Origin of the sequence: Phyllobacterium sp. YR620, assembly GCF_900104165.1 — a bacterium.
In the GTDB taxonomy this organism is placed as follows: Bacteria; Pseudomonadota; Alphaproteobacteria; order Rhizobiales; family Rhizobiaceae; genus Phyllobacterium; species Phyllobacterium pellucidum.
Genome location: NZ_FNJP01000001.1, coordinates 111995 through 126382 on the forward strand (window position 1 = coordinate 111995; position 14388 = coordinate 126382).

General features: G+C 60.0%; 14 protein-coding genes. 9 read left to right on the forward strand and 5 right to left on the reverse strand.

Annotated elements, in window-relative coordinates:
* Positions 1–40 precede the first annotated feature (40 nt).
* The 5 genes from BLR72_RS00505 to BLR72_RS00525 form a co-directional block, all read right to left on the reverse strand.
* Positions 41–1615, reverse strand: a complete 1575-nt coding sequence (locus tag BLR72_RS00505; RefSeq protein ID WP_027229545.1) for a TerC family protein — start codon at positions 1613–1615, stop codon at positions 41–43.
* A gap of 330 nt (positions 1616–1945) precedes the next feature.
* Complete coding sequence (locus BLR72_RS00510; protein WP_027229546.1) at positions 1946–2497, reverse strand: DUF924 family protein; 552 nt, start codon at positions 2495–2497, stop codon at positions 1946–1948.
* Between the two features lie 13 nt (positions 2498–2510).
* Complete coding sequence (locus tag BLR72_RS00515; RefSeq protein ID WP_027229547.1) at positions 2511–4343, reverse strand: monovalent cation:proton antiporter-2 (CPA2) family protein; 1833 nt, start codon at positions 4341–4343, stop codon at positions 2511–2513.
* An 87-nt stretch (positions 4344–4430) separates the two neighbouring features.
* Positions 4431–5282 (reverse strand): amidohydrolase family protein, encoded by an 852-nt coding sequence (locus tag BLR72_RS00520; RefSeq protein ID WP_244506585.1) that lies wholly within the window; start codon positions 5280–5282, stop codon positions 4431–4433.
* 19 nt (positions 5283–5301) lie between these two features.
* Positions 5302–6105, reverse strand: coding sequence for an IclR family transcriptional regulator (locus BLR72_RS00525; RefSeq protein WP_027229549.1), 804 nt, complete (start codon positions 6103–6105; stop codon positions 5302–5304).
* Positions 6106–6276: 171 nt separating this feature from the next.
* Between BLR72_RS00525 and BLR72_RS00530 the strand changes: the two genes are divergently transcribed.
* The 9 genes from BLR72_RS00530 to BLR72_RS00570 all read left to right on the forward strand — a co-directional run bounded on the left by BLR72_RS00530 (position 6277) and on the right by BLR72_RS00570 (position 14382).
* Positions 6277–7593, forward strand: a complete 1317-nt coding sequence (locus BLR72_RS00530) for a type 2 periplasmic-binding domain-containing protein (RefSeq protein WP_027229550.1) — start codon at positions 6277–6279, stop codon at positions 7591–7593.
* A gap of 162 nt (positions 7594–7755) precedes the next feature.
* Positions 7756–8652 (forward strand): carbohydrate ABC transporter permease, encoded by an 897-nt coding sequence (locus BLR72_RS00535; protein WP_027229551.1) that lies wholly within the window; start codon positions 7756–7758, stop codon positions 8650–8652.
* Position 8653: 1 nt separating this feature from the next.
* The gene (locus BLR72_RS00540) at positions 8654–9520 is read left to right on the forward strand and encodes a carbohydrate ABC transporter permease (RefSeq protein ID WP_091944057.1); all 867 of its coding nucleotides are present in this window, start codon (positions 8654–8656) and stop codon (positions 9518–9520) included.
* Positions 9521–9525: 5 nt separating this feature from the next.
* Positions 9526–10623: an ABC transporter ATP-binding protein gene (gene ugpC / locus BLR72_RS00545; protein ID WP_091944059.1), complete on the forward strand. Its 1098-nt coding sequence runs from the start codon at positions 9526–9528 to the stop codon at positions 10621–10623.
* A 4-nt stretch (positions 10624–10627) separates the two neighbouring features.
* The gene (locus BLR72_RS00550; RefSeq protein ID WP_091944062.1) at positions 10628–11740 is read left to right on the forward strand and encodes a mandelate racemase/muconate lactonizing enzyme family protein; all 1113 of its coding nucleotides are present in this window, start codon (positions 10628–10630) and stop codon (positions 11738–11740) included.
* 2 nt (positions 11741–11742) lie between these two features.
* Positions 11743–12072, forward strand: a complete 330-nt coding sequence (locus BLR72_RS00555; protein ID WP_091944065.1) for an L-rhamnose mutarotase — start codon at positions 11743–11745, stop codon at positions 12070–12072.
* 6 nt (positions 12073–12078) lie between these two features.
* Complete coding sequence (locus BLR72_RS00560; RefSeq protein ID WP_175492286.1) at positions 12079–13158, forward strand: Gfo/Idh/MocA family protein; 1080 nt, start codon at positions 12079–12081, stop codon at positions 13156–13158.
* Positions 13159–13614: a MaoC/PaaZ C-terminal domain-containing protein gene (locus BLR72_RS00565; protein WP_091944071.1), complete on the forward strand. Its 456-nt coding sequence runs from the start codon at positions 13159–13161 to the stop codon at positions 13612–13614.
* A 33-nt stretch (positions 13615–13647) separates the two neighbouring features.
* Positions 13648–14382, forward strand: a complete 735-nt coding sequence (locus BLR72_RS00570) for an SDR family oxidoreductase (RefSeq protein WP_091944074.1) — start codon at positions 13648–13650, stop codon at positions 14380–14382.
* The last annotated feature ends 6 nt before the right edge of the window (positions 14383–14388 follow it).

A 14388-nucleotide genomic window follows, 5' to 3' on the forward strand; every position in this document is an offset into this window, starting at 1 on the left:
GGCAAGGGCGGTCCGAAAAACGTCCGGACCGCGGCTGGCGTCAGATGAAGGCTGCGGTCTGGGCCGGCGAAATGCGGACCTTCCCGATGTTGCGTCCCTCCATCTCGACGATCTCGAATTCGAGGTCGTCGACGGTGAGTTTCTCGCCCGCTGCGGGAATGTGACCCAGATTCCACAGTATATAGCCCGCAAGCGTCGTGTAGCGGTCGCCATCGTCGACCAGGTCGCGATCGATCAGGCCGCCAAGGCGGCGAATGTCGATATAGCCGTCAACGACCATGCTGCCGTCCTCGGCCCGCTCGATGACCGGACTATCCTCGCCCTCCTCGGGGAAATCGCCGGCGATCGCCTCAAGAACGTCGGTAGGCGTGACGATGCCCTCGAACGAACCATGCTCGTCGAGCACCACGCCCATCTGCACGTAAGAGCCGCGCAACTGTTCCATGACGCGCAGCACATTGGCGTTTTCGTGGAAGATCAGCGGCTGGCGCGTCACCTTCTCCCAATCGATCTTGCCGCCGTCGAGTATGGCAAACAGCAGATCTTTGGTCAGCGCAACGCCGACAAATTCATCGACGCGCCCGCGCGCCAGTACGACGCGGCTGTGGGACAGGGTGCGGATCTCGGCAAGGAGTTCCTCGTTGGTCTCGTCGAGATCGAGCCATTCGACTTCATTGCGTGGCGACATGATCGAGCGCACCGGTCGTTCAACGAGGTCGAGCACGCCGCGTATCATTTCCTTCTCTTCCGGATGGAAGACGTCGCTAGCGGCGCTGTGCTCGGCAATGACGTCGAGCGTATCGGAATGCGGCGCCTCGGCGCCGCGTCCGCCGCCGAGAAGACGCAGCACCGCGCCGGCGGTGCGGTCGCGCAGATCCATCGTGGTGACGTGTTTTTCACGGTTGTGGCGTCCCAGCTGGTTGGCCGCTTCGACGAGGACCGAGAAGCCGATCGCCGCGTAGAGATAGCCCTTCGGAATGTGAAAGCCGAAGCCTTCGACGATAAGGCTGAAGCCGATCATCATCAGGAAGCCGAGACAGAGGATGACGACCGTCGGATGGCGGTTGACGAAGTTCATGAGCGGCTTTGCCGCCAGCATCATCACGCCGACGGCGATGACGACCGCGATCATCATGACTTCGAGATACTTCACCATGCCGACAGCGGTGATGACGCTATCGAGGGAGAACACAGCATCAAGAACGACGATCTGGGCGATGACCTGCCAGAAGACCGCGTTGGCGGCATTCGTTTCCTTGGCGGAAAGATGCCCTTCAAGGCGCTCGTGCAGTTCCATCGTGCCCTTGAACAGGAGGAACACGCCGCCGATAATGAGGATGATGTCACGCCCGGAGAACCCGAAGCCTGCCACGCTGAACAGCGGGGTCGTGAGCTTCACCACCCAGGAAATCGAGGCAAGCAGCAGCAGGCGCATGATCAGCGCCAGCGAAAGGCCAAGAATGCGCGCGCGATTGCGCTGGTGCGCAGGCAGCTTGTCGGCAAGAATCGCAATGAAGACGAGATTGTCGATGCCGAGAACGATCTCGAGCACGATCAGGGTCAGGAGTCCTATCCAGGCATTGGGATCGGCAATCCAGTCAAGGGTCCATTCCATTGGAACGTCAGGTCCTTTCGAAGAAAATAATCAGCGTACAGCGCGGCGGGCGGATGCGCCGACGCGTGACAACGCGATGCCACAGCGGGAGCCGCGGGCGTGGGGGAAAACGGAATAAATAGCGCAATAGGAGTGTAGTCGCTGACGCTGCGCATGCAGAGTCAGCATGCTTCGCAAGTCCGGACTTGGAGGCTCTTCAGATTGATCGTCCGGCATCGATGCGCGGTCAGTCCCTGTTTGACTGGCTGTCAAAGTGAAAATTGCGTGTGCCAGATAGGCCTATAATGGCAGCCGCAAGGTTCGAGTTCAAGGGGTAGCCGGGTGTTTTGGCTACCCTGCAAACCCGCCGGCATCGAGAAAGGTCTGTTCTTCCTCGGTCATTGTGCGGCCGAGAATGGCGTTGCGATGCGGAAAGCGGCCGAAGCGCTGGATGATATCGTAGTGGTCATGGGCGTATTCGACGTTCGCAGGCGAGCCGCCGCTGCAAAGTTCGACACACCGCCTCTGATCGTCGAGGTCTTCGGAATGCATGAAGGGGAGATAGAAGAAGGCGCGCAAGGGGTTTTCGATGGAGATGTCGTGACCCTGTTCGAGGGCGCGGTGGGCATACATGCGGGCCAGCGAGTCCGTAGCATACATATGGCCGGTATTGCGAAAGAAATTGCGGGGAAACTGATCGAGCAAAACCATCAGTGCCAGAGCTCCGTGGGGAGTATCGACCCAGTGTTCATACTCGCGGCGCGCCGCGACATAGTGGTCGTCGAGAAACTGCGCGCGGCACAGTTCATCGAATGCCTCATCCTTGGTCCACCATTTTTCCTCTCCGGCCTCGCGCCAGAAATCGACAATGGCTGTGATCTTCGCATCGTCCGTGTCAGGCATGATGATGATCCCTTCAATTTGCGTCGGCGTTTTGCGGCGGTTGCACCCCGGCGACCTCGGGGTTGATTACCTGACCGGCGCGCCGCGGCTTGATCAGCGGGCCGGGAACCGGGGCATTGCCCTTCATGAGGTCGATGCCGGCGCGAATGCCTCCAGCCACCTGAAGGTCGAGACGTTCCGCGTCGCGCCGTCTCACGTCCTCGATCACGTCGGCGGCCTCGCGCCTGTCGACGCCGAGCCCGACGAGCGTATTCTCGCCGAAGATCAGCGCCGATTCGAAGGTCTCGCGCATCTGGTAATCGACGCCGATCTTGATCAGTTCGATCGTATTGCCGCGGTCGTAGGCGCGCGCATAGATTTGCACGAGCGGGAATTCTGATTTGAGCAGGTTGGCGATCGAAAGGATTGTCTCAGCCTTGTCGACGCAAATGAGAACGGCCTGGGCCCGACCGGCGCCGGCGGCGTGCAGAATATCAAGCCGCGTGCCATCGCCGTAATAGACCTTGAAGCCGAATTGCGATGCCGCCTGGATCATTTCAACGTCGTTGTCGATGATTGAGATATCGACGCCGCGCAGCAACAGCGGCTGGCAGGAAATCTGTCCGAACCGGCCGAAGCCGATGATCAGCACGTTGCCCGAAAGGCCTTCCGCCACCTCGACCGCTTCCAGGTCCTGTTTTTCTTCTGGCATGAGAAAACGCAGGGCAACGAGAAGCAGGGGCGTCAGGAACATCGAGAAGATGATCACGGCTGTAAGAATTGCATTCGCCTGGCCGTCGAGAATGCCCACGGCCGTCGCTGTCGCATAGAGCACGAAAGCGAATTCGCCCCCCTGGGCCATGATGACGGCGCGTTCGATTGCCTCGCGGTTGGAAGATTTCAGCAGCCGTGCAACGGCATAGATCCCGGTCGCTTTCACGACCTTGAAGGCGACGACGTAGAAAATGACCGTTTTCCAGTTGGCAGCGACAACGCTCAAGTCGAGCGACATGCCGACCGCTAGGAAGAACAGGCCGAGCAAGATGCCACGGAAAGGCTCGATATCGGCTTCGAGCTGGTGGCGGAACGTCGATTCGGAAAGGAGCACGCCGGCAAGGAACGCGCCCATGGCCATGGAGAGCCCGCTCACCTGCATCAGCAACGCCGATCCAAGGACGACGAGCAGCGCCGCCGCCGTCATGACCTCGCGGGCGCGCGACTGCGCAAGAAATCCGAAAAGCGGATTGAGCAGGTACTTGCCGGCGAGAACGAGACCGACAATGGCCCCGATCCCTATGCCGATCGGAACCCAGTGCATGCCGCCTGCGGCTTCCACGCTCATCGGGGCGAGAAAAGCGACGATCGCGAGCAGGGGGACGATGGCCAGATCTTCAAGAAGAAGGATCGACACCATGCGCTGACCCTGAGGCGTCGCCGTCTCGCCGCGCTCCTCGAGAAGTTGCATGACAATGGCGGTCGACGTCAGAACGAAGCCGGCGCCGGCGACAAAGGAATGCGCCACAGGAAAGCCGGTGGCGATGCCGACGCCGGTCAGAAGGAGGGCGCAGACACCGACCTGAAGCGCGCCAAGTCCGAAGATGTCCTTGCGCAACCCCCATAACCGGGAAGGCTGCATCTCGAGGCCAATGATGAAAAGAAACATCACGACGCCGAGTTCCGCCACATGCAGGATCGTTTCGGGATCGGAAAAGAACTTAAGGCCGAACGGGCCGATGACGACCCCGGCCGCGAGATAGCCGAGGATGGAGCCGAGGCCGAGGCGCTTGAACAAGGGCACAGCGACGACGCCAGCGCCGAGCAGGACCACGACGCTTAAAAGATCCGGTCCGCTTGTCTCTACCGCCATTGTCGCCCCTGCCATTTCTGCCGTTGATTTTACCATGGGTAAAGCGGCAGGCGGCAGCAGGCAAGCCTATTTGAACCGATAGCAGATTCAGCCGAGATTCCAGATGCGGCGGGCGTTCTGGGAGAAAAGCTTGCCCCGCTCCTCGTTGCTGCAGCCGGAAACGAGCGAATGGGTTGCCGCGACCCAGGTAGCAAGCCCGCCGCCAAGCGTGCAAACGGGCCAATCGCTGCCCCAGACGAGCCGGTCAAAGCCGAAACTGTCGATCACGTGATGAACATAGGGCTTGAGCGTATCTACTTGCCAAGCGTCGGCGTCCGCATAGGCAACCACCCCCGATATCTTGGCGATGACGTTGCTGCGCTTGGCGATCTCGGCAATCTTTCCGCTCCATTCGTCGAACTTTTCGCCCTTGATATCCGGCACGCCGCAGTGATCGAGGATAAAGGTGACATCCGGTGCAAGGTCAACGAGCGCAATCGCCTTGTCGATCTGACGCGGCAGGACACAGAGGTCGAAAGTGAGCTTCGTCTTGCCGAGGCTCTTGATATTGTCGCGAAACGTCGGGCTTTCCGAAAGCGCGTCTGGCATCACATGGAGCACGCGGCGAAAACCCTTCACCAGGGGGTTGGCAATCTGACGTTCGAGGAAGGCCGGAAAATCCCCGTCTTCCGGACGGCAGGAGGATATGGCTCCGGCAATAAGGCTGTCCTTGCGGCGGGCAAGGCTCGCAATGTAGGCCGTTTCCGTCTCGATCTCGTGCGCGGCGACATCCACTTCCATGTGTAGCGCCTGTGCAATGCCGGCGCGGCGCGCCTGCACAGCATATTCCTCGTAGCTGAAGTCGCGGTTGAGAGCTTCTGCGCCGGCAACCCAGGGATAAGAGAGGGCGGACTGATCGATAATGTGAAGGTGAGTATCGATCAAGGGCATGACTGACATGGGGGGATTCCTCTTTCGGTCAGGCGTGCCGGGGCACGCTTGAATGAATGACGTCGGCCCCGGCGAGTGCCGATAATTTCTGGGCCGTCGCTACCAGCATCTTGCGGGCATCGTCGATGGCCGGAGCATTCGCAATGTTCAGGAGCTGAATATAGGGACAGGTGAGGGCGGCAATGGCGCGCCCGTCGGGTCCAAGCACCGGCGCTGAAACGTTGTAGACGCCTGCGGTCTGAGCGCTCGGCATGACCTCATATCCACGTTCGCGAATCTGGTTGAGGCGCTCGAGAAAGTCCGCAGGCTGGGCAATATCGTCCGCGTGCTTTTCGTATTCGGCAATCATCAGGGCCCGCTCATCATCCGACCTGAAGGCAAGAAGCACGTGACCGGAGCCGGTGTTGAACAGGCTGATGTGCGAGCCTACGCGGATCGAGATGCCCCAGTATTCCGGGGCTTCCTGTTGGGCGATGACCACCGCCGCGCCACGATCGAAGACGCTGAGCTGGTTGGCCTGCTTAGAATTGACGGCAAGGTCGCGCATCAAGGGCGTCGCATAGGATACGAGGCGGCGCACCGGCGCATGGAGCTGCGCAAGGCCGAAGAGTTTAAGGGTCAAAGAGTAGCGGTCGCCCTCCAGCCGTGTAACATAGCCGCGCCGCACCAGCCGGTCGAGCATGCGATAAAATTCATTGGGGCTTCGCCCGAGAAACTTGGCGATTTCCGCCTGGGTGAGCCCTCCATCAATCCCAGAAAGCAGTTCGAGAATATCTAGCCCCTTGTCGAGCGCAGGCGCCCGATACCGGTCGCTGTCGTCTTCGTCCGTCATAAAAAATCTCCCCATTGAGAGTATGCATATACGAAGAGGATATTCGTAGGAAAGCGAATTCCTTGCTTGACGATAGAGCCCAATTAATGTTTGTATATGAATGAAGCGCCCATATATGGGTGTTTAACTGTGCGGGAGCCGGGGAGCGGTCCCGCTTTGGGAGGAATTTCGATGAAGTATCTTTTGGCCAGCGTTTCAGCTGGGGCTATCGCGTTGTTGGCAGCGCAGGGAGCCGTTGCGGCAGACTTGCCTGGAAAATTCGACGGCGTGACGATCGACGCCAAGCTTATCGGCGGCCAGCAGTACGAGCCTCTCTACGAGCGTATCGGCGAGTGGGAAAAGCTGACGGGCGCCAAGGTCAACATCCTGTCGAAGAAGAACCATTTCGAGCTCGACAAGGAGATCAAGTCGGACATCGCCTCGGGCAGCCTGAACTGGTGTGTCGGATCGAACCACTCGTCGTTCGCGCCGCAGTATCCAGGCATCTATACCGACCTGAACAAGCTGCTTCCGGCGGAAGAAATCGCGGAATTCGTCCCCAACAACATCAAGGCCTCGACGCTTGACGGCAAGCTCGTCATGCTGCCACGCGCGCAGTTCGACGTATCGGCGCTCTATTACCAGAAGAGCCTTTACGAGGACGACGCCAACAAGAAGGCGTTCAAGGAAAAGTACGGCTACGACCTGACGCCGCCGGATACCTGGCAGCAGGTTTCGGATCAGGCGCAGTTCTTCACCAAGGCCCCGGATTTCTACGGCACGCAGTTCGCCGGCAAGGAAGAGGCGATCAACGGCCGCTTCTATGAAATGGTCATTGCCGAAGGCGGCGAATATATCGACGCGCAAGGCAAGCCGGCCTTCAATTCGGAAGCCGGCGTCAAGGCGCTCGACTGGTTCGTCAACCTCTACAAGGCAAAGGCTGTGCCTGCTGGCACGACCAACTATCTGTGGGATGATCTCGGCCAGGGCTTCGCTTCAGGTTCGATCGCCATCAACCTCGATTGGCCGGGCTGGGCCAGCTTCTTCAACGACCCGAAGTCGTCGAAGGTCGCGGGCAATGTCGGCATCAAGGTGGCGCCTAAGGGTTCTTCCGGCAAGCGCACCGGCTGGTCCGGCCATCACGGCTTCTCGGTCACGGAAAACTGCGCCCACAAGGATGCCGCTGCTTCTCTGGTCTGGTGGCTGACCAACGAAGACAGCCAGAAGCTCGAAGCCAAGAATGGCCCGCTGCCGACACGCACCAAGGTATGGGAATGGGATATCGAGCAGTCGAAATCCGATCCGTACAAGTCGGAAGTGCTAAATGCGTTCCAGGAAGAGGCAAAGAGCGCTTTCCCCGTTCCGCCACTTGCCGAATGGATCGAAATTTCCAATGCGGTCTATCCGGAACTGCAGGCGGCGATCCTTGGCGACAAGACGTCAAAGGAAGCGCTTGATACCGCAGCCCAGAAGGCAACCGACATCCTGAAGGACGCCGGCAAGCTCTGATCTGATTTCACTTTCGGGACGGTGCAGTACGCGGTGCTGTCCCGATCGTCCAATTCATCCGGCGCGGGGCAATGACCTTGCCCTGAGCTGGAAGTTTTACCTTTAAGGTCAGTGATTATTGCGCTGGCTCGCTGTCCAGGTGACGTCAGAACAAGGCATCAGATGAAATCTCTCAAACTATCCGCGCCGACACTCTTGCTACTGCCCGCGATCATCGTTCTTGCCGCCGTGATCGTCCTGCCGCTGCTTTTCTCGCTCTATTCGAGTTTTACGCCGTTCCGTCTGACCAAGCCCGAGACGATCTGGGTTCTCATCGGCTTCCGGAACTACGTCACGGCACTCACCAGCTACGAATTCTGGACGGCGTTCGGACGCACCGTTCTGCTTTTGACGATTGCGCTCAACGCGGAAATGATGCTCGGCCTCGGACTTGCCATGCTCGTCAACAAGGCAACGCACGGTCAGCGGCTCCTGCGCACGCTGATGATGTTCCCGATGATGTTCTCGCCGGTGCTAGTTGGCTTCCAGTTCAAGTTCCTCTTCAATGACAATGTGGGCTTCATCAACAACGCCCTGCAATCGCTCGGTCTTGCCACCAATGCCATACCGTGGCTGATCGACGGCAACCTTGCCCTGTTCTCGATCATCGTCGCCGAGATCTGGTCGTCGACCTCGGTCTTCGCCATCCTGATCCTTGCCGGACTTCTCGCCATGCCGCAGGAGCCCATCGAAGCGGCGCGGGTCGACGGCTGCACGCCCTGGCAGACTTTTCGTTTCGTCACATGGCCGTACCTGATGCCGTTCGCGTTCATCGCCATGACGATCCGCTCGCTTGACGTTGCGCGCGCCTATGACATCGTCAAGATCATGACCGATGGCGGGCCGGCCAAGCGCACCGAACTCCTGTGGACCCTCATCGGGCGCACCGCCTATAGCGATGGCCGCATGGGGTTTGCCAATGCCATGGCCTATATCTCGATCCTGCTTTCGATCCTTTTCACGGTCTATTTCTTCAGGAAACTTGCGGCTGCGCGCCAGCAGATTGGAGCGGAGTGGTAAGATGGATCTGAATACATCCCATAAATTCAAGCGCCGCGCGCTGAAGTGCGCCCACCTCGTCGGCCTGTTCCTCGCGATGCTGGTGATTTGCCTGCCGGGCCTCTGGATCGTCCTGAGTTCGCTGCGCCCCACCGTCGAGATCATGGCGAAGCCACCGGTCTGGATTCCCCAGGAACTCTCATTCGACGCCTATCGCGCCATGTTCGGCGGGGCCGGCCAAGGCGGCATTCCGGTCATCGACTATTTCCGCAATTCGCTGATCATCTCGATTACGTCGACGATCATTGCGCTGGTCGTCGGCACCGCCGGCGGCTACGCCTTTGCCCGCTACAAGTTCAAGGGCAAGTCAGGTATCTTCCTCGGATTCATGCTGACCCGTGCGGTGCCCGGCATTGCGCTGTCGCTGCCCCTCTTTATGATCTTCGCGCGCCTCGGCATCATCGATACGCACTTTGCGATGATCCTGGTCTACGTGGCGCTGAATGTGCCCTTTACGATCTGGCTGATCGACGGCTTCTTCCGCCAGGTGCCGAAGGACCTTGCGGAGGCCGCGCAGATCGACGGCTGCACGCGCTGGCAGGCGTTCTGGCAGGTGGAATTTCCGCTTGCTGGGCCCGGCATTGCTTCCGCCGGCATCTTCGCGTTCCTCACCTCGTGGAACGAGTATGCGCTCGCCTCGCAGATCACCCGCTCGGTTAATTCGAAGACGCTGCCCGTCGGCCTTCTCGATTATACGTCGGAATTTACCATCGACTGGCGCGGCATGTGCGCGCTCGCTGTCGTCATGATCATTCCGGCGCTCACCCTGACGTTCATCATTCAAAAGCATCTCGTATCCGGACTGACGTTCGGCGCGGTGAAAGGTTAGTTCGTATGGCTCCCGTCACACTCAAAAAGCTGGTCAAGCGCTACGGCAATGTCGATGTCGTGCATGGCATCGATCTTGAGGTCAAGGATCGCGAGTTCATCGCGCTGGTCGGTCCTTCCGGCTGCGGCAAGTCGACGACGCTGCGGATGATCGCCGGGCTCGAGGATATCAGCGACGGGGTGATCGAGATCGGCGGCAAGCCCGTCAACGATCTGCCGCCGCGCGCCCGCAATATCTCGATGGTGTTCCAATCCTACGCGCTCTACCCGCATATGACCGTGCGGGAGAATATGGGATTTTCACTTAAGATCGGCAAAGTTGCGCAGAGCGAGATCGACGCCCGCGTCAACGAAGCGGCACAGATTCTCGATCTCGGCAAATATATGGACCGTCGGCCGTCGCAACTTTCCGGCGGCCAGCGCCAGCGTGTCGCGATGGGGCGGGCCATCGTGCGCCAGCCCGATGTCTTCCTCTTCGACGAACCGCTCTCCAATCTCGATGCGAAGCTGCGCACACAGGTGCGAACGGAGATCAAGCGCCTGCACAACAAGGTGCAATCCACCATGATCTATGTGACGCACGATCAGGTCGAGGCGATGACGCTCTCAGATCGCATCGTCATCATGCGCGACGGTTATATCGAACAGGTCGGCACGCCAGACGAGGTATTCAAGCGTCCGGCCACGCGCTTTGTCGCCGGCTTCATCGGTTCGCCGCCGATGAACCTCAACGAAGCCAGCGTCGCGGACGGAAAGCTTATTTTCGAGGGCGGCCAGAGCCTGCCGCTGCCGGCCGAATTCCGCAACAAGGTCGCGGCCGGCGACAAGGTGATTTTCGGCTTGCGTCCTGATGATATCTACCCGACCGGGCACGGCCTCAATTCCGGTGAAGCCACCGATGTTCACGAACTGGAGCTGCCGGTGTCGATCACCGAGCCGCTCGGCAATGAAACGCTGCTCTTTGTCACCATGGCAGAGCGCGAATGGGTTTCGCGCATGCTCAATCCGCGCGCCATTGCCAGCGGTGAGGTGGTAAAGTTCAGTTTCGACCTGTCGCAGGCGCATCTCTTCTCGCCCGAAACCGGCAAAACCTTGCGGAGCTGATACGATGGCAAAGATCGAACGCGTCGAACTGCGTATGGTGGATCTGCCCCCGAAGGTCCTGCGGACTGACGCTATCCAGAGTTTCGTCAGCCAGGAAACGCCTATCGTCACCATCACCGACAGCGATGGCGCAACCGGCACCGGCTACAGCTATACGATCGGCACAGGCGGCTCCTCGGTCATGCGGCTCCTTTCCGATCACCTTGTTCCGCGCATACTCGGCAAGGATGCCGACCAGATCGAAGCCATCTGGCGTGATCTCGAATTCGCAACGCACGCGACGACTATTGGTGCAATCACGGCGATAGCGCTGGCGGCCGTCGATACGGCGCTCTGGGATTTGCGGGCGAAGAAGCAGGGCCTGCCACTATGGAAACTTGCAGGCGGCGCCAAGGATCGCTGTCCCCTCTATACAACCGAGGGTGGATGGCTGCACATTGAAAAGCAGGCGCTGGTTGACGATGCGCTGCAGGCGCAGGCCAAGGGGTTCCGCGGCGCCAAGGTCAAGATTGGCCGGCCGCATGGCTCGGAGGATCTCGACCGCCTTTCCGCCGTGCGCGATGCTGTCGGTCCCGGCTTCGAAATCATGACGGATGCCAACCAGGGCTTTGCCCTCGACGAGGCCATTCGTCGTTCGCATGTGCTGGGCGATGTCGATCTTGCCTGGCTGGAAGAGCCGCTGCCGGCGGATGACATCGACGGGCATGTGCGCCTTTCATCCGGCACGGCAATACCGGTGGCTGTCGGCGAATCGCTCTATTCGATCCGCCACTTCCGCGAATATATGCAGAAGCGTGCCTGCTCGATCGTGCAGGTCGATGTCGGTCGTATCGGCGGTATCACGCCATGGCTGAAGGTCGCGCACACGGCGGAAGCCTTCGACATGCCGGTCTGCCCGCACTTCCTCATGGAACTGCATGTGAGCCTTACCTGCGCCATCCCGAATGGCAAATATGTCGAATACATTCCGCAGCTCGACGATCTCACCCATACGCAGATGCGGATCGAGAATGGCCATGCTGTGGCGCCCTCCGAACCCGGTATCGGCATCGATTGGGACTGGGATGCGGTCAAAGGCCGGAGCGTCGAGGAATTCACCACCGAGATAAGGGTCTGACGATGCAGCGCATGGGCATGATGATCGGGGTCAACCCGGATAAGGTCGCCGAATACAAGCGCCTGCATGCTGCTGTCTGGCCGGAGATTCTCGCGCTTATTTCGAGCTGCAATATCCGCAACCACACGATCTTTCTACGCGAGCCGGAAAACGTCCTGTTCGGCACCTTCGAATATCACGGAACGGATTTTGCCGCCGATATGGCGAAGATGGCGGCGGACCCCAGGAATCAGGAATGGTGGGCCGAGTGCATGCCATGCCAGGTTCCGCTCGAAACCCGGGCCGAAGGCGAGTGGTGGGCGACGATGGAAGAAGTGTTCCATCTCGACTGATGAGGAATAGTGATGCGTTTTGACCCTACGGCCCTGCAGCAGAATTGGCCATTGCCCGAAAAGCCCGGGCCCATCGTGACCTTCGGCGCCGGCAGCATCGTCGGCGATGCGCACTACCCCGCCTATCGGAAGGGCGGCTTTCCGATTGCCGGGCTGTACGACCCCGATCTCGACAAGGCGCGCAAGCTCGCCGATCAGTGGGACGTGACCGCTTACGCGTCGCTGGCCGAAGCCGCTGCGGTGGAGGATGCGATCTTCGATCTGGCGACGCCGCCTTCGCGCCATGCGGATGTGTTGCGGGCGCTGCCGCAGGGATCGTTCGCCCTTATTCAGAAGCCTATGGGCAGCGACCTTGGAGAAGCCTCCGAGATCGTGGAGATTTGCCGCGAGCGCAATATCACGGCCGCCGTCAACTTCCAGCTGCGCTTTGCGCCGATGATGCTCGCCCTGAAAGATGCGATTGCGCAAGGTTGGCTTGGCGACGTCATCGATTTCGATGCCTGGCTGGCGCTTGACACGCCGTGGTCGCTCTGGCCGTTCCTCGCTGGCCTGCCCCGGGTCGAAATCGCCATGCATTCGATCCACTATATTGATCTCATCCGGCAGATTCTCGGCAATCCGCTGGGCGTTCATGCCAAGACGCTGGGGCATCCGAACCACGGGGTCGCGCAGACGCGGACGAGCGCCATTCTCGATTACGGCGATACAGTGCGCTGTGCGCTCTCCATCAACCATGACCACAAATTCGGCCGCAAGTTCCAGGCCTGCGAGTTCCGTATCTGCGGCACTGAAGGCGCTGCCTACGTGAAGCTCGGGGTTAATCTCGACTATCCGCGCGGCGAGCCGGACGTGCTGATGATCTACCCGAAGGGCGGTTCGGACTGGATCGACGTTCCCCTGAAAGGGGCCTGGTTCCCGGATGCCTTCGTTGGGCGCATGGCCAATCTGCAGCGTTTCGCGAGCGGGGAAGACGAGACCTTGGTCAGTTCGGTCGAAGATGGCTGGCAGACGATGGCGCTGGTCGAGGCGGCTTATCAATCGAGCGCAACGCCGGCAACGCCGCTGGCGAAACTGGCGGAGGCGTGAATGGCCGAACAGGCAATCTATTTCGAAGACTATGAACTCGGCCATGTACGCGTCACGTCCGGGAGGACGATCACCGAGACCGATTTCGTGGTGCATGCCGGCCATACCGGCGATTTCTTCCCGCACCACATGGACGCGGAATTTGCCAAGACGACACCGTTCGGCCAGCGTGTGGCGCACGGCACCATGATCTTTTCAATCGGCGTCGGGCTCACGGCGAGCCTGATAAATCCCGTGGCTTTTTCCTATGGCTACGACCGGCTGCGCTTTGTGCGCCCGGTGTTCATCGGCGATACGATCCGGACCCGCGTGACCATCAGCGCCAAGGAAGATGATCCGAAGCGCACCGGCAGCGGTCGCGTGGTCGAACGCTGCGAAGTTATGAACCAGCGCGACGAGGTGGTTCTCGCCGCAGATCACATCCTGATTGCCGAGCGCAGGGCATCGGGTGCATGACAGGCACGATATGTGTCGAAATGGAGGTTTGAAATGACAGGCAAGCTCGCGGGCAAGCGCGTTCTCATCACGGCGGCAGGGCAGGGCATCGGGCGGGCATCCGTGCTCGCATTCGCCCGCGAAGGCGCGATCGTCCATGCGACGGATATCAACGAGCAACTCCTCGATGCCTTGCCCAAGGAATCCGTTATCCATCCGCGCAAGCTCGATGTGCTGAAAACCGACGAGGTCAACAGGGTGATCGGCGAGATCGGGGCGATCGACATCTTGTTCAATTGCGCCGGTTTCGTGCACGGCGGCTCGATCCTCGAAATGCCGGATGCCGATCTCGACTTTGCCCTCGACCTCAACGTTCGCGCGATGATCCGTACGATCAGGGCGGTGCTGCCCGGAATGATCGAGCGAAAGGATGGCGCGATCGTCAACATGTCTTCCGTTGCAAGCAGCGTGAAAGGCGTGCCGAACCGCTTCGCCTACGGCGTGACCAAGGCTGCGGTGCTCGGTCTGACCAAGGCGGTGGCCGCCGACTACATCACGCAAGGTATTCGCTGCAACGCGATATGCCCGGGCACGGTCGAAAGCCCATCGCTCGAGCAGCGCATGCGCGCCGGGGGCGACTATGAGACGACGCGTGCTGCATTCATCGCGCGCCAGCCCATGGGACGCCTCGGCTTGCCGGAAGAGATTGCCGATCTTGCCGTCTATCTCGCCGGCGCGACCTACACGACCGGTCAAGCCTACAATATCGATGGCGGCTGGACGGTCTAACCAAAG